General features: G+C 73.7%; 14 protein-coding genes and 1 tRNA gene. 5 read left to right on the top strand and 10 right to left on the bottom strand.

What is annotated here, in order from left to right:
* Positions 1–49 precede the first annotated feature (49 nt).
* Positions 50–1,579, top strand: coding sequence for a long-chain-fatty-acid--CoA ligase (locus BM165_RS11495; protein WP_075013683.1), 1,530 nt, complete (start codon positions 50–52; stop codon positions 1,577–1,579).
* Here BM165_RS11495 and BM165_RS11490 read toward each other — a convergent pair.
* Positions 1,554–2,465 (bottom strand): alpha/beta fold hydrolase, encoded by a 912-nt coding sequence (locus tag BM165_RS11490; protein ID WP_075013682.1) that lies wholly within the window; start codon positions 2,463–2,465, stop codon positions 1,554–1,556. The genes BM165_RS11495 and BM165_RS11490 overlap by 26 nt on opposite strands.
* Positions 2,466–2,699: 234 nt before the next feature.
* Between BM165_RS11490 and BM165_RS11485 the strand changes: the two genes are divergently transcribed.
* A complete protein-coding gene (locus tag BM165_RS11485) occupies positions 2,700–3,494 on the top strand; it encodes an alpha/beta fold hydrolase (protein ID WP_143108133.1) in 795 nt (264 codons plus the stop codon).
* 80 nt (positions 3,495–3,574) lie between these two features.
* Here the strand turns inward: BM165_RS11485 and BM165_RS11480 are convergent.
* The 3 genes from BM165_RS11480 to BM165_RS11470 form a co-directional block, all read right to left on the bottom strand.
* Positions 3,575–3,646, bottom strand: a tRNA-Val gene (locus BM165_RS11480).
* Positions 3,647–3,658: 12 nt separating this feature from the next.
* Complete coding sequence (locus BM165_RS11475) at positions 3,659–4,120, bottom strand: peroxiredoxin (protein WP_075013681.1); 462 nt, start codon at positions 4,118–4,120, stop codon at positions 3,659–3,661.
* A gap of 94 nt (positions 4,121–4,214) precedes the next feature.
* Positions 4,215–4,640 carry a DUF3052 domain-containing protein gene (locus BM165_RS11470; RefSeq protein ID WP_075013680.1) on the bottom strand — a complete coding sequence of 142 codons (426 nt, stop codon included), beginning with the start codon at positions 4,638–4,640 and terminating at the stop codon, positions 4,215–4,217.
* Between the two features lie 325 nt (positions 4,641–4,965).
* Here BM165_RS11470 and aceE point away from each other — a divergent pair, with 325 nt between their 5' ends.
* A complete protein-coding gene (aceE, locus tag BM165_RS11465) occupies positions 4,966–7,764 on the top strand; it encodes a pyruvate dehydrogenase (acetyl-transferring), homodimeric type (RefSeq protein ID WP_075013679.1) in 2,799 nt (932 codons plus the stop codon).
* A 10-nt stretch (positions 7,765–7,774) separates the two neighbouring features.
* Positions 7,775–8,725, top strand: a complete 951-nt coding sequence (locus BM165_RS11460) for an FAD-dependent oxidoreductase (RefSeq protein ID WP_075013678.1) — start codon at positions 7,775–7,777, stop codon at positions 8,723–8,725.
* Here BM165_RS11460 and BM165_RS11455 read toward each other — a convergent pair.
* The 6 genes from BM165_RS11455 to BM165_RS11430 all read right to left on the bottom strand — a co-directional run bounded on the left by BM165_RS11455 (position 8,647) and on the right by BM165_RS11430 (position 15,608).
* Positions 8,647–9,681 (bottom strand): glycoside hydrolase family 88 protein, encoded by a 1,035-nt coding sequence (locus BM165_RS11455; protein WP_075013677.1) that lies wholly within the window; start codon positions 9,679–9,681, stop codon positions 8,647–8,649. The two genes, BM165_RS11460 and BM165_RS11455, sit on opposite strands and share 79 nt — an antisense overlap.
* A complete protein-coding gene (locus tag BM165_RS11450; protein WP_075013676.1) occupies positions 9,681–11,078 on the bottom strand; it encodes a GH1 family beta-glucosidase in 1,398 nt (465 codons plus the stop codon). Before BM165_RS11450 ends, BM165_RS11455 begins: the two co-directional genes overlap by 1 nt.
* Positions 11,079–11,160: 82 nt before the next feature.
* A complete protein-coding gene (locus BM165_RS11445; protein WP_432276816.1) occupies positions 11,161–12,249 on the bottom strand; it encodes an ABC transporter ATP-binding protein in 1,089 nt (362 codons plus the stop codon).
* A 61-nt stretch (positions 12,250–12,310) separates the two neighbouring features.
* A complete protein-coding gene (locus BM165_RS11440; RefSeq protein ID WP_075013674.1) occupies positions 12,311–13,225 on the bottom strand; it encodes a carbohydrate ABC transporter permease in 915 nt (304 codons plus the stop codon).
* An 8-nt stretch (positions 13,226–13,233) separates the two neighbouring features.
* Positions 13,234–14,226 carry a carbohydrate ABC transporter permease gene (locus BM165_RS11435; protein ID WP_075013673.1) on the bottom strand — a complete coding sequence of 331 codons (993 nt, stop codon included), beginning with the start codon at positions 14,224–14,226 and terminating at the stop codon, positions 13,234–13,236.
* An 86-nt stretch (positions 14,227–14,312) separates the two neighbouring features.
* The gene (locus BM165_RS11430) at positions 14,313–15,608 is read right to left on the bottom strand and encodes an extracellular solute-binding protein (protein ID WP_075013672.1); all 1,296 of its coding nucleotides are present in this window, start codon (positions 15,606–15,608) and stop codon (positions 14,313–14,315) included.
* Positions 15,609–15,806: 198 nt separating this feature from the next.
* Between BM165_RS11430 and BM165_RS11425 the strand changes: the two genes are divergently transcribed.
* Positions 15,807–16,832 carry a LacI family DNA-binding transcriptional regulator gene (locus BM165_RS11425; RefSeq protein WP_075013671.1) on the top strand — a complete coding sequence of 342 codons (1,026 nt, stop codon included), beginning with the start codon at positions 15,807–15,809 and terminating at the stop codon, positions 16,830–16,832.
* Positions 16,833–16,844 lie beyond the last annotated feature (12 nt).

The following is a 16,844-nucleotide window of genomic DNA, read 5'->3' as shown; positions in this document are numbered from 1 at the left end:
GTGGCGGTACTGGACCGGGTGTAACCCGTGTCACAGTCCTGGGGGGACCATGAGCTTCAACCTCGCCACCATCCTGCGCGAGTCCGCCCTCGCGCAGCCGGACAAGCCGATGCTGCGCCTCGGCCCGCTGGCGCTGACCTACGGCCAGGTCGACGTGCTGTCGGGACAGGTCGCCGCCGGCCTGCGGGCGGCCGGGCTGGGCCGTGGCGACTCGGTCGCGCTGCAGCTGCCCAACGTGCCGCAGTTCGTGCTGGCCTACTTCGGTGCGCTCAAGGCCGGGATGACGGTCGTCCCCCTCAACCCGCTGCTCAAGGCGCCCGAGGTGAGCTACCACCTCTCCGACAGCGGGTCGAAGGCGCTGATCACCTTCGACGCGTTCGCCGAGGAAGCGGTCAAGGGGGCGGCCGGGGCCGGGGACGTCCGCGTGTACGTGGTGTCCGCGCCCGGCGGGCCGGAGGCCCCCGCCGACACCAGCCCGTTCGACGAGCTGGTCGCCGCCGGCGCGGAGGCCGACCCGGCCGACGTCGAGCAGATGTCCCCCGACGACACCGCGGTGGTCATCTACACCAGCGGCACGACCGGCAAGCCCAAGGGCGCCGAGCTCACCCACTTCCAGGCGTACATGGCCGCCTCCGTCGCCGCCGAGACCTTCGCCTACCGCGACGACGACGTCGCCATGGCGGTGCTGCCGCTGTTCCACGTCTTCGGCCTGTCCAGCGTCATGAACTGCGCCGTCCGCTCCGCGGCGACGCTCGTGCTGGTGCCGCGCTTCGACGTCGGCGCGGTCCTCGACGCGATGGAGCAGCACCGGGTCACCGTGTTCTGCGGCGTGCCGACGATGTTCGTCGCGCTCATGTACGCCGACCTGACCGGCCGCGACGTCTCCTCCCTGCGCATCTGCGTGTCCGGCGGCGCGTCCATCCCCGGCGAGGTGATCAAGGGCTTCGAGGCGGCCTACGGCGCGACCGTCCTCGAGGGCTACGGGCTGTCGGAGACCTGCGCGCTCGCGACGTTCAACCGCAGCGCCGAGGACCGCCGGGTCATGTCCATCGGCAAGCGCCTGTGGGGCTGCGAGGTCCGCGTCGTCGACGCCGACGACCGCGAGCTGCCGCCCGGCCCGGACCACGTCGGCGAGATCGTCCTGCGCGGGCACAACGTCATGAAGGGCTACCTCGGCCGCCCCGACGCCACCGCGGAGGCCATGAAGGGCGGCTGGTTCCACACCGGCGACCTCGGTTACCGGGACGAGGACGGCTTCTTCTACATCGTCGACCGCAAGAAGGACCTCGTCATCCGCGGCGGCTTCAACGTCTACCCGCGCGAGATCGAGGAGGTCCTGCACGCCCACCCCGCCGTCCGCGAGGCCGCCGTCGTCGGTCGGCCCGACGAGCGTCTCGGCGAGGAGGTCGTGGCCTACGTCAGCCTGCGCGAGGGCGCCTCGGCCGAGCCGGCCGAGGTCATCGGCTTCTGCAGGGAGCGGCTGGCGGCCTACAAGTACCCGCGGGAGGTGCTGGTCATCGAGGAGCTGCCCAAGGGCCCCAGCGGGAAGGTCCTCAAGACCGAGCTGCGGACCCGCTGACGGCGACCTCGTCGAGCCAGGCGAGCACCAGGCCGGCCAGGCGGTCGGGCACCTGCAGCTGCGGCACGTGCCCGACCCCGGCCAACTCCTCGTACCGCCAGCCGGGGTTCTGCCGGGCGGTCTCCCGGGCGGCGCCGACGGGCACCAGCCGGTCGACGTCGCCCTGCACGAGCAGCACCGGTGCGGTCACCCGCGCCATGGCCGCCCGGTAGCGGCGCGGGTCGAGCAGGATCCGCAGCAGCGACCGGGCGGCGGTGAGGAACGCCCGGTCCATGCCGGCGACGTCCCCGCGCTGCTCGAGCAGCGTCACCGCCCGGTCGACCACCGGGGCCGGCAGCGTGTCCGGATCCACGCCCACGAGCTGCAGCATCGTGCGCACGCGGGTCAGCGGGGTCTGCCGGGACCGCCGCAGCGACAGGACCCGCTCCCCGATGCCGGGGACTGCGTAGAGGGCGAAGGTGGCCGCGACCAGCGGGTCGAGCCGGCGACGGCCGCCGGGCAGCGCCGGGTCGAGCAGCACGAGCGCCCGGACGGCGTCGGGCGCGGCGGCCGCGGTGAACAGCGAGATCATCCCGCCCATCGAGTTGCCGACGAGCACCACCGGCTCCCCCACGACCTCGCGCAGGAAGCGCTGCAGCACCCCGACGTTGGCCTGCACGGTGGCCCGGCGCTCCCCGGGCTCACTGCGGCCGAAGCCGGGCAGGTCCAGCGCCCACACCCGGGCCGACGGCGTCAGCAGCGGCGCCAGCAGGTCCCAGTTGCCGTGCGACCCGCCCAGGCCGTGCACCAGGACGACGGCGGGACCGTCGTCGGCACCGCCGTAGTCCACGAGGTGCACCGGACCGCCGAGGTCGATCGTCCTGCTCGTGCCGGGAGCCTGCTCCACGCGCCGTCCTCCTGTCCCCGTCGGCGCCCGCGCGGCGCCGTCCGTACGGTTCCACGCCCCCGCCCGGGCCGCCCGCCGCCGTGCTGATGGGACTCCCGGGACGGCTGTGGTCTGCGCCACGATCGTTACCGTGTCCTGTCACAGTCAGGTGTGACCGTAGCTCCACAGTGGTACCGGGAGAGGCGGCGGTCGCTGGTCGAAGAGAGGCCACGGACGGCCGGCGAGGAGGACGACGTGGCACGACAGCAGTTCGAGGGCCCGGGGTTGCCGCTGTACCTGACCGAGGTCGGCCGCGCGTGCGCCGACTACGGCCTCTACCTCGCGGCCCGGCCGCTGCTCCCCCGGCTGCCGGCCGGGGACGGGCACCCCGTGCTGGTGCTGCCCGGCCTCATGGCCGACGACATGTCCACGCTGACGCTGCGGCGGGTGCTGCGCCGGCTGGGCTACCGCGTCCACGGCTGGCGCCTGGGCCGCAACATCGGGCCGACCGCGGAGTGCGTCGACGGCATGAGCCGGCGCATCGAGGACCTCGGCGAGCGCTACGGCCGGCCGGTCAGCCTCGTCGGGCAGAGCCTGGGCGGCATCTTCGCCCGCGACCTGGCCCGCCGGACGCCGGACTCCGTCCGCCAGGTCATCACCCTCGGCAGTCCGTTCGCGCTGCGGTCGGACAGCCAGACCCGCGCGCACAAGGTGTTCGAGCGCTACGCGCACCTGCACGTGGAGCGGCGCTCGCTGCCGCTGGAGAGCGAGGCGACGCCGCTGCAGGTGCCGTCGACGTCGATCTACTCCCACCAGGACGGCATCGTCGCCTGGCAGGCCTGCCTGGACCGGCTCTCCCCGCGGTCGGAGAACATCGCCGTGTACGCCAGCCACCTCGGCATGGGGCACCACCCGGCGGTCATCTACGCCGTCGCCGACCGGCTCGCCCAGCCCGAGGGTGTGTGGCGCCCGTTCCGCTCGCCGCTCGCGCTGCGGCCGGCGTTCCCCCGGCCCGACGTCCCGCCGCCCGTCTTCGCCGCCGCGGCCTGACGTCGGCCTCGCGTCGACCACCGCGCGCGTCCGCCGACGCCCGGCCGGTCGGGTGGCCGGCCGTCGGAGTCGGACGAGGGTGGGCGCGGCAGGGATCGAACCTGCGACCGCTCGCTTGTAAGGCGAGAGCTCTCCCGCTGAGCTACGCGCCCCGCCGGCCCAGCCTAGGCGGCGAGCTCGGCGACGGCGTCCTTCCAGCCGGACTGCTCGCGCGCGTCGCCGGGCTGGTTGACCTCGGCGAAGGCGACCTTCCCGTCGGCGTCGACGAGGAACGTCCCGCGCAGGGCCATGCCGGCCTTGTCGTTGAAGACGCCGTAGGCCTGCGCGGTCGCACCGTGCGGCCAGAAGTCGCTGAGCAGGGGGAACTCGAAGCCCTCCTGCGCCTTCCAGGCCTTGAGGCTGAACACCGGGTCGGTGCTGATGGCGACCACCCGCACGCCGGCGTCGGTGTAGGTGGCGAGCTCGTCGCGCAGCTGGCACAGCTCGCCGGTGCAGATGCCGGAGAAGGCGAAGGGGTAGAAGACGACCAGCACGGGCGCGCCGCGCAACTCGGCGAGGGAGACGACCTGGCGGTCGGAGTCCGGGAGGCTGAACTCGGGCGCGACGTCACCGACGGAGAGACTCATGCGCCCGATCGTGCCCCACTCCCGGTGACGCCATGGAACGGCCCCGTCCAGAGGCTCGTCCCGAGCTGGCGAGGGACGAGGAGGACGGGGTCCTTCAGCGGCGGGTGCGCGCGGTCTTCGGGGTGACCAGCCGGATGCCCGACCAGTCCTTGGCCGCCGAGATGCTGCTGGTCTGGGCCAGGCCCGCGGTGGGCGCGGCCTCGGTGACGTCGCCGGGCTCGACGTGGCCGGGACGCCCGGACTTCGGCACCAGCAGCCAGACGACGCCGTCGTCGGCCAGGGAGGCGATCGCGTCGACGAGCGCGTCGACCAGGTCGCCGTCGTCCTCGCGCCACCACAGGAGGACGACGTCGGCCACCTCGTCGGTGTCCTCGTCGACCATGTCGCTGCCGGAGACCTCGACGATGGAGTCGCGCAGGTCCTCGTCGGCGTCCTCGTCCCAGCCGAGCTCCTGCACGACCATGCCCGGCTTGATCCCCAGCCGGGCCGCCATGCTGGCGCTGCCCGAGTCGACGCTCATCCCTGCTGTTCCTCCAGAGGTCCGGTGGTGGCCGACCCCGGGCCGGCGGGCACGCGGCACCGGCACCCGGGCGCGTGGGGGGTGTGCGGGCCGACGACGGACACGACCGGCGGGGATGCCACCCGCTGCCTGGTCATGTCACCCCTCTCGAGCCCGGACGTGCGGCGCCGACGACGTCGGTGCGCGTGGGCAGGAGCGTAGGGCATGCCTGGTCAGGCGCAAGCGGTCCACGGGGAGGCGCGCGGGTGCCGTCGTCGGCGTGGCGGCCCTGGGTCTTCGCCACCATCAGGTGACGCCGGGGCGGGGAACGCGAGACGATGGGGCCATGAGCGCACCGCAGCAGGGTGGCGACCCCACCCGCGACGCCGGCCAGCCCCGCGCGGTCATCACCGACGGGCTCCCCAGCCAGTTGGTCGACACCGATCCCGACGAGACCCAGGAGTGGGTGGAGTCGCTCGACAGCGTCGTCGAGCACGCAGGCCGCGGGCGCGCCCGCTACCTGATGCTCAAGATGCTGCAGCGCAGCCGTGAGCAGCAGGTGGGCGTGCCGGCACTGCGCAGCACCGACTACATCAACACCATCCCGCCGGAGCGGGAGCCCTACTTCCCCGGTGACGAGGACACCGAGCGGCGCATCCGCGCCTACATCCGGTGGAACGCCGCGATCATGGTCCACCGCGCGCAGCGGCCGGGGATCGGCGTCGGCGGCCACATCTCCTCCTACGCCAGCTCCGCCTCGCTCTACGAGGTGGGCTTCAACCACTTCTTCCGCGGCAAGGACCACCCCGGCGGCGGCGACCAGATCTGGTTCCAGGGTCACGCCTCCCCCGGCATCTACGCCCGCGCCTTCCTCGAGGGCCGCCTCACCGAGGAGCAGCTCGACGGCTTCCGGCAGGAGGTCAGCCACCCCGGCGGCGGGCTGTCGTCCTACCCGCACCCGCGCCTCATGCCCGACTTCTGGGAGTTCCCCAGCGTCTCCATGGGCCTGGGCCCGATGAACGCGATCTACCAGGCCCGGTTCAACCGCTACCTGCACGCGCGCGGCATCAAGGACACCTCCGACCAGCACGTCTGGGCCTTTCTCGGCGACGGCGAGATGGACGAGCCGGAGTCGCTGGGCGTGATCGGCCTGGCCGCCCGCGAGGAGCTGGACAACCTCACCTTCGTCGTCAACTGCAACCTGCAGCGGCTCGACGGCCCCGTGCGGGGCAACGGCAAGGTCATCCAGGAGCTGGAGTCGTTCTTCCGCGGCGCCGGCTGGAACGTCGTCAAGGTGATCTGGGGCCGGGAGTGGGACCCGCTGCTGGCCGCCGACCGCGACGGCGCGCTGGTCAACCTCATGAACTCCACGCCCGACGGCGACTACCAGACCTACAAGGCCGAGGACGGCGCCTTCGTGCGCGAGCACTTCTTCGGCCGCGACCCGCGCACCCGCAAGCTCGTGGAGCACATGAGCGACAAGGAGGTCTGGGACCTCTCCCGCGGCGGGCACGACTACCGCAAGGTCTACGCGGCGTTCAAGGCCGCCGTGGAGCACAAGGGCCAGCCGACGGTCATCCTCGCCAAGACCATCAAGGGCTGGACGCTGGGCAGCCACTTCGAGGGCCGCAACTCCACCCACCAGATGAAGAAGCTGACCGCCGAGGACCTCGCCGCCTTCCGCGACCGGCTCTACCTGCCCATCCCCGACGAGGCGTTGGACAAGACCCTGCCGCCCTACTACAAGCCCGACCCGGCCTCCGACGAGATGCAGTACATGCTCGAGCGGCGCCGGGCCCTCGGCGGTGCGGTGCCGCGCCGCCGGGCGGAGTTCAAGACGCTGAAGGCGCCCGACGACAAGGCCCTCGACGTCCTGCGCCGCGGCTCCGGCAAGCAGGAGGTCGCGACGACGATGGCGTTCGTCCGGCTGCTCAAGGAGCTGCTGAAGGACAAGGAGCTCGGCCCGCGCTTCGTGCCGATCATCCCCGACGAGGCCCGCACGTTCGGGATGGACTCCCTCTTCCCGTCGCAGAAGATCTACAACCCGGCCGGTCAGCGCTACACCTCGGTCGACCGCGAGCTGATGCTCACCTACAAGGAGTCCGAGTCGGGCGTGATCCTGCACGAGGGCATCAACGAGGCCGGCTCGACGGCGTCGTTCACCGCCGCCGGCACCTCGTACTCCACGCACGGCGAGCCGATGATCCCGATCTACATCTTCTACTCGATGTTCGGGTTCCAGCGGACCGGTGACTCGTTCTGGGCCGCCGCCGACCAGATGACCCGCGGGTTCGTCCTCGGCGCCACCGCGGGCCGGACGACGCTCAACGGCGAGGGCCTGCAGCACGAGGACGGCCACTCGCTGCTGCTGGCGCACACCAACCCGGCGGTGGTGTCCTACGACCCGGCGTTCTCCTTCGAGGTCGGGCACATCACCCGCGACGCGCTGCTGCGCATGTACGGCGAGGACCCGGGCGCGCCGCTGGGCGGGCACCGCAGCCCCGACGTCATGTACTACCTGACCGTCTACAACGAGCCGTACAACCAGCCGGCCGAGCCGGAGGGGCTGGACGTGCAGGGCCTGCTGGCCGGCATGTACCGCTACGCCCCGGGTCACGGGGAGGGCCACCGGGCGCAGGTGCTGGCCTCCGGCGTGGCGGTGCCGTGGGCGTTGCGCGCCCAGGAGCTGCTGCGCGAGGACTGGGGCGTGTCGGCCGACGTGTGGTCGGTGACCTCGTGGACCGAGCTGCGCCGGCAGGCCGACGCGTGCTCCGAGCACAACCTGCTGCACCCGGAGGAGGAGCCGCAGATCCCGTACGTGACGCAGCGCCTCCAGGACACCGACGGCCCGGTCGTCGCCGTGTCCGACTGGATGAAGTCGGTCCCCGACCTCATCGCGCCGTTCGTCCCCGGCGGGATGGCGACGCTGGGCACCGACGGGTTCGGCCTGTCCGACACCCGCCCGGCGCTGCGGCGGCACTTCCACGTCGACGCCGAGTCGATCGTCGTCCGGGTGCTCGCGTCGCTGGCGGACCGGGGCCTGGTCGACCGGGCCCAGGTGCGCGAGGCGGTGGAGAGGTACCGCATCGGCGACGTGCAGGCCGCGCCCGCCGAGGAGCGCACGGACCCCAGCCCCGCGACCTGAGCACCGCGAGGTGAGCACCGGCGACGGCGGCCCGCACCCGCGGGTCGCCGTCGTCGGCGGCGGGGTGGTCGGCCTGACCTGCGCGCTCGAGCTCGCCCGCGCCGGTCACCGGGTGCGGCTGCACGCGGCCGACCCGCCGGAGGCGACGACCTCGGCCGTGGCCGCGGCGCTGTGGTTCCCCTACCGGGCGGCGCCGGCCGATGCGGTGCTCCGCTGGGGCGCCGCGTCGCGGACCGCCCTCGCCGACGACCCGGCCACCGGGGTGACCCTGCGGCCGGGCACCGTCGTGCACCGCGACCCCGAGCCCGACCTGTGGTGGACCCGCGGGCTGCCGCACCGGCCGGCGACCGGCGCCGAGCTCCCGCCCGGGGCGTCCCGCGGCACCCGCTGCACGCTGCCGGTCGTCGACACGGGCCGGTACCTGCCGTGGCTGGCCGGAGCCGCCCGGTCGGCCGGGGTGGAGGTCGTGCGCACGCGGGTCGGCCGGCTCGACGACGTCCCCGGCGACGTCCTCGTGGTGGCCGCCGGACTGGCCTCCGGCCCCCTGCTCGGCGATGACAGCGGGATCCCGGTCCAGGGCCAGGTGGTGCGGTTGGCCGACCCCGGCCTGACCGGCTGGGTGCTCGACGAGGACGGGCCCGACGGGCTGACCTACGTCGTGCCCCGCGGACGCGACGTCGTCTGCGGCGGCACGGCCGTCGAGGGCGCCACCGGCACCGAGCCGGACCCCGGCGTCGAGGCCGCCGTCCTGGCGCGGGCGCGGGCGCTGGTCCCCGAGCTGCGGGACGCCCCCGTGCTCTCCCGCGCGGTCGGGCTGCGGCCGGGCCGGCCCACCGTGCGCCTCGAGCGCGTCGAGCGGGCCGGCCGTCCGGTCGTCGCCTGCTACGGACACGGCGGCGCCGGCGTCACCCTCTCCTGGGGCTGCGCCGCCGACGTCGTCGCGCTGGTCCCGGGCCGTTGACCGCGCCGCGCCGCCGCGTCGGCCAGGAGCAGCCAGGCCTGCGCCTCGGGCGAGTGCCCCGGACGGTCGAACCGGGGCGCCGCCGCCGCGCCGGAGACCCGTCCCAGCCCGTCCAGGCTCGCCACCACCGTGCCGAGCAGCGACCGTCCGGCCGCGGCGTAGGACTCCGGCAGCCACCCCTCGGCGGCGCCGGTGAGGGCGGCGTAGGACAGCATCGCGCCGACCGCCGTGTCCGCGTCCGAGGTGTCGTCGTCGAGCACGTCCCCGAGCGTCCCGTCGGCACGCCGGTGGGCCAGGCAGGCGTCGAGGAGTGCCCGGGCCTCCTCCGCCACCCGGGCGCCGGCGGCACCGGTCAGCCGGCCCACCGTCCGGGCCAGGGCGGCGGCGACCCAGCCGTTGCCGGTGCCCCAGGCGCGGGCGTCGGCCGTCCGCCCGCCGTCCTCGTCCCACCGGGCCCGCCACAGCCCGTCGGGTCGCCGCAGGCGGGCCCGGTGTCCGTCCAGCTGGGCGAGCGCGGCGTCGCCGTGCCCGGCCGCGGCCAGCGGCGGCACCACCATGAAGACGGTGTCGGCCCAGACCTCCCGCGTGCCGAGCAGGTGGAACAGGGTGCCGTCGGTGGCCCGGGGCGCCCGGTGCAGCAGCCAGTCGCGCTGGCGGGCGGCCGCGGCGGCGAGCTCCCGGTCGCCGAGGCGGGCGGCCACCCGGTCCACGTACTCCCCCACGACCCCGCCGTTGACGCTGCACGCCGGGTCGAGCTCGGCCAGCCGGCCGTCGGGCAGCTGCCGTGCGACGGCGTCGTCGACCAGGACCCGCAGCGCCCCGGCCTCCCCCGCGCCGTCGAGGACCGCGGCCGTCAGGCCCTGGTCCCACGAGTGGCGCTGGCAGATCAGCAGGCAGGTGAGCACCCGCCCGCGGGCCCCGTCGTCGAGCACGGGACCCGCCGGCAGGCCGGCCATCAGCCCTCGCGGTGGCGGCGCAGGACCTCGGCGTAGACCCGCCCGCTGTCCTTCACCGTGCGTCGCTGGGTGTCGTAGTCGACGTGCACCAGGCCGAAGCGCTGCGCGTACCCGCGGGCCCACTCGAAGTTGTCCATGAGCGACCAGGCGAAGTAGCCGCGGACGTCGGCGCCGCGCTCGATCGCCGCGGTCATGGCGGCCAGGTGGCGGAGCAGGAAGTCGACCCGCTCGGGGTCGTGCACCGCGCCTTCGGCGTCGACCACGTCGTCCCAGGCCGAGCCGTTCTCGGTGATCATCAGCGGCAGGCCCGGCGCCTTCGCGCCCAGCCACAGCAGCAGGTCGGTGAAGGCCCGCGGGCTGATGCCCCAGCCCATGGTCGTGGTCGGGCCCTCGGGGTCGAGCTCGACGACGTTCTCGCCGCCGATGAACGACGTCGGCGGCTTGTCCGCCGGGCGGGCACCGGCGCGCACGGTCTGCTCGAAGTAGTAGTTCACACCCAGCCAGTCCAGCGGCGCGGCGATGATCTCCAGGTCGCCGTCCTGCACCGGCAGGGGCGCGCCGGCGGCGGCGAGGTCGTCGACGACGTCTGCCGGGTAGGCGCCGGAGACGACCGGGTCGAGGAACATCCGGTTCTGCTGTCCGTCGAGCCGGCGGGCGGCGTCGAGGTCGGCCGGCGAGTCGGTGGCCGGGCTCATCGGCGTGAAGTTCAGCGTGATGCCGAACGACTCGACGCCGGCCGCCCGCAGCCGGCCCGCGGCCAGCCCGTGCCCGAGCAGCAGGTGGTGGACGGCCCGGGAGGCCGCGACCGGGTCCTGCAGGCCCGGGGCGTGGGCACCGGCCATGTGGCCGATCAGCGAGCTGCACATCGGCTCGTTGAGCGTCGACCAGTGCCGCACCCGGTCGCCGAGGGCGTCGACGACGACGGCCGAGTAGTCGGCGAACCGCGCGGCGGTGTCCCGGTCGGCCCAGCCGCCGCGGTCCTGCAGCGCCTGCGGCAGGTCCCAGTGGTAGAGCGTCAGCCACGGGTCGATGCCGGCCTCGAGCAGCTCGTCGACCAGCCGGCGGTAGAAGTCCAGGCCGCGCTGCTCCACGCGGCCCGCACCCTCGGGCAACACGCGCGGCCAGGAGACCGAGAAGCGGTAGGCCGACAGGCCCAGCTCCCGCATCAGCGCGACGTCGTCGCGGTAGCGATGGTAGTGGTCGCAGGCGACGTCGCCGGTGTGGCCGCCGAAGGTGCGGCCCGGGGTGTGGCTGTAGGTGTCCCAGATCGACCGGCCCCGGCCGTCTTCGTCGGCGGCGCCCTCGATCTGGTAGGCCGCAGTGGCGGCGCCGAAGACGAAGCCGGGCGGGAAGGTTAGGCCGGCGAGGAGGTCCTCGGGGCTGTCGGTGGTGGTCAAGGCGGGTGCTCCTTCGCGGCGGTGGTCAGGGGGCAGCGCGGCGCCCGGCACGGGGCCGCCGAGGGGGACGGGAGGGTGCGGGTCAGTCGACGCGGAGCTGCGTGACGGGGTCGAACACGTGCAGGTGGTCCTCTCGGACCCGGAGCGTCACCGGCTCCCCCACCGCCGGTGCGCTGCGCGGCTCCGTGCGGACCACGAGATCAGCAGTGTGCAGCACGTCACCGTCGTCGGCCGCGCCGAGGGTGGCGTACAGGCAGGCGTCCGAGCCCAGCTGCTCGACCACGTCGACCACCACGGGAACGCCGTCGCCGGCCCTGAGGTCCACCGCCTCCGGACGGAAGCCGACGGTGATCCGGCCGGAGCCGGCGGAGGCGCGCGCCAGCCGCTCGCGCGGCACCGGCAGCACCGCGCCGCCGAGCCGCACCCCGCCGTCGACCCCCGGGCCGGTGACGACGTTCATCGCCGGGGAGCCGATGAATCCGGCGACGAAGGTGTTCGCGGGCCGGTCGTAGAGCGTGCCGGGGGCGTCGCACTGCTGCAGCACGCCGTCCTTCAGCACCGCGACCCGGTCGCCCATGGTCATGGCCTCGACCTGGTCGTGGGTGACGTAGACGGTGGTCACGACGAGGCGCCGCTGCAGCGCCGCGATCTGCGTGCGGGTCTGCACGCGCAGCTTGGCGTCGAGGTTGGACAGCGGCTCGTCCATGAGGAACACCTGGGGCTGGCGGACGATCGCCCGGCCCATCGCCACCCGCTGCCGCTGCCCGCCCGAGAGCGCCTTGGGCCGCCGCGCCAGGTAGGGCTCGAGGTCGAGGATCCGCGCGGCCTCGGCGACCCGCCGGCCGATGTCGGCCTTGCCGACGCCGGCGATCCTCAGGGCGAAGCCCATGTTCTCGGCGACGGTCATGTGCGGGTAGAGCGCGTAGTTCTGGAAGACCATCGCGATGTCGCGGTCCTTGGGCGGGGAGTCGGTGACGTCGCGGTCGCCGATCCGGATGCTGCCGGCGTCGACCTCCTCGAGGCCGGCGAGCATCCGCAGCGAGGTGGACTTGCCGCAGCCGGAGGGGCCGACGAGGACGAGGAGCTCGCCGTCGCCGATCGCCAGGTCGAGGGTGTCGACCGCCGGCCGGTCGGCCCTGGGGTAGATGCGGGTCGCCTGTTCGAAGGTCACGGTGGCCACGGTGAGAGCCCTCTCGGGGAGCTGGGGCGGGGAGTGGGGGTGCGTGGACGCCTCATCCCTTGACCGCGCCCTGCATGATGCCGCCGACGATCTGCTTGCCGAGGACGACGAAGACGACGAGGACCGGCAGCGTGCCGACGAGGGTCCCGGCCATGATCACGGCTCGGTCGGGGACGTAGCCCCCGCCCAGCCCGGCCAGCGCCACCTGCACGGTGGGGTTGTTCGTGGTGAGGGCGATGATCGGCCAGAAGAAGTCGTTCCAGGCGGTGAGGAAGGTGAGCATCGCCAGCACCGCCATCGCCGGCCGGGCGACCGGGACGACGATCGACCAGAAGATCCGCCACGTGGAGGCGCCGTCGACGCGGCCGGCCTCCAGCAGCTCGTCGGGCAGCGCCTGGGTGAGGAACTGGCGCATGAAGAAGACGCCGAAGGCACTGACGAGCGTCGGCAGCACCACCGCCTGCAGGTGGTCGACCCACTGCAGCTCGGCGATGAGGATGAACAGCGGGATGATCGCCAGCTGGGTGGGCACCATCATCGTGCCGATGACCAGGCCGAGCAGGACGCCGTTGCCGCGGAACCTGAGCTTGGCGAAGGCGAAACCGGCCAGCGTGCAGCACAGGACCGTGCCCACGGTGATGCAGCCGGCGACGACGACGGAGTTGACGATCGCCAGCCCGATCGGCGCCTCCTCCATCGCCCGGCCGATGTTGGTGAACAGGTCGGCGTCGGGCAGGAACGGCGGCGGCGTCGCGGCGATCTCGGCGTTGGTGTGCGAGCCGGCGACCATCGTCCAGTACAGCGGGAAGACCGACACCAGGGTGGTCAGCGCGAGCAGCAGGTAGGTCAGCGGTCCGGCGGCGGTCACGCGGCCGGCCCGGCGGCGCCGGCGCCGCGGGGCGGCGGAGGCGACGGTGCGGGCCGGGGCGTCCACGGACTCCTCCGGCGGGGTGGCGAGGGTGGTCATGGCGGCTCCTACCGCTCGGCCCGGGCACGCCGGCGGGCGATCAGCGCGCAGGCGCCCACGACGACGAGGATGATCAGGAACATGGCCCACGCGGTGGCGGCGGCCTGGCCGAGGCGGAAGTTGGTCCACCCCTGGTCGTACATGAGCAGGCCGAGGGTCTGGTACTGGTTGGACGCCCCGCCGTTGGTCATGCCGTTGCCGCTGAAGAGCAGCGGCTCGCCGAACAGCTGCACCGCGCCGATGGTCGAGACCACGATCGTGAACAGGATCGTGGGCTTGAGCGCCGGGACGGTGACGTGGATGAACTGCTTCCAGCGGCTGGCGCCGTCGAGCGTCGCGGCCTCGTAGAGGTCGTTGGGGATCGCCTGCATCGCGGCGAGGTAGATGAGCGCGTTGTAGCCCGTCCAGCGCCAGGTCACGATGACCGAGATGGCGACCTGGCTGCTCAGGGTGCCGGCCTCCCAGTCGACCCGGTCCAGGCCGAGGCCCTGCAGGAGGGCGTTGATGAGGCCGTAGTCGTGGCCGAAGAGCTGGCCGAAGACGAGCGTGGCCGCGGCGATGCTGGTGGCGTAGGGCATGAGCATCGCGACCCGGAAGAAGGTCCGGCCGCGCAGCCGGTAGTTCAGCAGGTGGGCCAGGCCCAGGGCGATGCACAGCTGCGGGACCGTCGAGAGGATCCCGATGGTGAGGGTGTTCCTCGCCGCGTTCCAGAAGAACTCGTTCTGCAGCAGGGCGGTGTAGTTGCCGAATCCGACGAACTCCGCGCCGTCGATGTCCGACAGCCGGACCTCGTGCAGCGAGATGTAGGCGGTGTAGAGGAACGGGTAGAGGCTGAAGGCGCCGAAGAGCAGGAAGAACGGGGCGACGTAGGCGTAGCCCCAGCGGTTGCGGGTGAGCCGGGCGCGGCGGCGGCGGGGGGCGGCCGCCGGAGCGGCCGGTGGGGCGTCGGGTGGCGGTGCGGTGACCGCCGCGACCCGGGGGTCGTCGCTGGCGATGGTCATGCGGGGGGCCTCACTGCGAGTCGGGCGGTGCGGTGGAGCCGGCCGGTGCCCGGGCCGACGGTCGCGCGGGCACCGGCCGGAGTCGGTCAGCCGCCGGTGATCTGCTCGATCTCGGCGAGTGCGGCCTGGAAGGCGTCGTCGGGGTCGGTCCCGCCGCCCACCGTGGTGAGGGCCTCGGTGAAGGCCTCCTGGATCTGCGTGTCGTAGGGGCCGATGGGCGTGAAGCGCACCGCGGCCGCCGACTCGCCGAACAGCTGCCCGATCGGCGCCCCGGTGAAGTACTCACTGGTGGCCGACGCGACCGCCGGGTCCTCCGCGGCCTCCTGGCTGGAGGGGAAGTAGCCCAGCGAGGTGAACCGCTTGACCTGCTGCTCGGGGGCGGTCAGCCACTCGACGAGGGCGATCGCCTCCTCCTTGTGCTCGCTGGTCTCCGAGACCGCCAGCCACGAGCCACCCCAGTTGCCCGCACCGCCGGGCAGCGGCGCGACGTCCCAGGTGCCCGCGCCCTCGTCACCGGCCTGCGTGGAGATGTAGGAGAGCATCCAGGCCGGGCAGGCGATGGTGGCGAAGGCACCGTTGACGAAGGCTGAGTTCCACTCGTCGCCGAACTGGGTGAGGTTGGCCGTCAGCCCGTCCGCGGCCGCGGCGCTGGCGTCCTCCCACGCGGCCTGCACACCGTCGCTGGACTCGGGGATCGGGTTGCCGTCCTCGTCGTCGTAGGCGGTCTCGCCCTGGTACACCGAGGCGGAGAAGACGCTCGCCGGGCTGTCGACCCACGAGCTGCCCTCCGGCTTGGTGGGCGAGGCCTCGTACTGCCGGCCCAGCTCCAGGTAGCCGTCCCAGTCGGCCCACAGGGTCGCCAGCTCGGCGCGGTCGGTGGGCAGCCCGGCCTGCTCGAACAGGTCGTGCCGGTAGCACATCGCCTGGGGGCCGGCGTCGGTGCCGAGGCCGAGCACGCGGCCGTCGGAGGTGGTGGCCTGCTCGACCTTCCAGTCGAAGTAGTGGCCGAGGGACTCGTCGGCGTTCTCGGTGGTGGCGAAGTCGACGAAGGCGTCGGCGTGGTTGGCGGCGACGTCGGCGACGAAGCCGACCTCGATGCCCTGGATGTCGGCGAGGCCGGAGTTGGCCGCCAGGCGCGTCTGCAGCGCCCGGTAGTAGTCGGCCGACCGCTCCACCGACTCCTCGGTGATGCGGATGTCGGGGTTGAGCCGCATGTACTCCTCGTAGAGCCCGGCCTCCTCGAACCCGAAGGTCCCGAACAGGCCGAGGTCGAGCGTGACGGCGCCGTCGTCACCGCCACCGCCGCCTCCACAGCCGGCGGCCAGCAGCGAGGTGGCGAGGGCAGCTCCCAGCGCCGCCCTGCGTCTCCGGGAAACGGTCATCGGTCCTCCTGGATCGGTTCCCGAACGACCTCGTCCGGGTTACGTTGTCGCCGTGAAAGCGCTCTCACGACCGGATGGGAGGAGAGTGATGGGCATCACATCGACCTGTCAAGTGGGTGTTCGGCAGACGTCGGCGAGCCGAGCGGGGACGCCCTGACGCGTGCACCATGGACCCGCACCACGACCCGAGGAGGTCCTGTGACGACCCTGGCCGGACGGGCGTCCTCGCCCACCCTCGACGAGGTGGCCGAGCTCGCCGGCGTGTCGCGGGCGACGGTGTCGCGCGTGGTCAACGGCTCGCCGAAGGTGCGCCCGGAGGCCCGCCGGGCGGTCGAGGCGGCGGTGGCGGAGCTGCGCTACGTGCCCAACCGCATGGCCCGCAGCCTGGTGACCCGGCGCACCGACACGATCGCGCTGGTGCTCTCGGAGTCCGACACCCAGGTGTTCTCCGACCCGTTCTTCGCCCGGGTGGTCCGCGAGCTGTCGGCCGCCCTGGCCGACACCGAGATGAACCTCGTCCTGCTCGCCGCCCGCGGTGAGCGCGAGCAGGAGAAGGTCGGCCGCTACGTGCGTCAGGGGCACGTCGACGGCGTCATCCTGATGTCGCTGCACAGCCAGGACACGCTGCCCCGCATCCTCGCCGAGGCGCAGGTGCCGCTGGTGCTCTCCGGCCGCCCCCTCGACGGCCACCCGGTCTGCTACGTCGACGCCGACAACGCCGGCGGCGCCCGGGCGGCCACCGCGCACCTGCTGGTCGCCGGCCGGCGGCGGGTGGCCACCGTGACCGGCCCGCGGGACATGATCGGTGGGATCGACCGCTACGCCGGCTACCGCACCGCGCTGCGGGACGCCGGGGTCGCCGAGGACCCGGCGCTGGTGGCCGAGGGCGACTTCACCGAGGCCGGCGGTGCCGCCGCGATGACCGCCCTGCTCGAGCGCGCGCCCGACCTCGACGCCGTCTTCGTCGCCTCCGACCCGATGGAGGTGGGTGCCCTGCGCGTGCTGCGCGCGTCCGGCCGCTCGGTGCCCGGTGACGTCGCCGTCGTCGGGTTCGACGACGCCCCGGTGGCCGCCACGAGCGACCCGCCGCTGACCACGGTGGCCCAGCCGCTGGGCGAGATGACCTCCCTCATGACCGAGCTGCTGCTGCGGCAGGTCGAGGGCGACGACGAGGTGCGCGTGCGGGTCTGCCCGACCCGGCTCGTGGTGCGGGAGTCCGCCTGACGGGTCCGGTGG

The organism is Geodermatophilus obscurus (assembly GCF_900115395.1).
GTDB classification, from domain to species: domain Bacteria; phylum Actinomycetota; class Actinomycetes; order Mycobacteriales; family Geodermatophilaceae; genus Geodermatophilus; species Geodermatophilus obscurus_B.
Note: the sequence above shows the minus strand (reverse complement) of the source record. Positions and strands in the feature narration are given on the sequence as shown.

What these genes read in the sequence shown, in the direction of transcription:
- BM165_RS11440 (WP_075013674.1), bottom strand. Translation starts at nt 13,225, where the DNA reads ATGACCACCCTCGCCACCCCGCCGGAGGAGTCCGTGGACGCCCCGGCC.
- aceE (WP_075013679.1), top strand. Translation starts at nt 4,966, where the DNA reads ATGAGCGCACCGCAGCAGGGTGGCGACCCCACCCGCGACGCCGGCCAG.
- BM165_RS11455 (WP_075013677.1), bottom strand. Translation starts at nt 9,681, where the DNA reads ATGGCCGGCCTGCCGGCGGGTCCCGTGCTCGACGACGGGGCCCGCGGG.
- BM165_RS11495 (WP_075013683.1), top strand. Translation starts at nt 50, where the DNA reads ATGAGCTTCAACCTCGCCACCATCCTGCGCGAGTCCGCCCTCGCGCAG.
- BM165_RS11430 (WP_075013672.1), bottom strand. Translation starts at nt 15,608, where the DNA reads ATGACCGTTTCCCGGAGACGCAGGGCGGCGCTGGGAGCTGCCCTCGCC.
- BM165_RS11475 (WP_075013681.1), bottom strand. Translation starts at nt 4,120, where the DNA reads ATGAGTCTCTCCGTCGGTGACGTCGCGCCCGAGTTCAGCCTCCCGGAC.
- BM165_RS11470 (WP_075013680.1), bottom strand. Translation starts at nt 4,640, where the DNA reads ATGAGCGTCGACTCGGGCAGCGCCAGCATGGCGGCCCGGCTGGGGATC.
- BM165_RS11435 (WP_075013673.1), bottom strand. Translation starts at nt 14,226, where the DNA reads ATGACCATCGCCAGCGACGACCCCCGGGTCGCGGCGGTCACCGCACCG.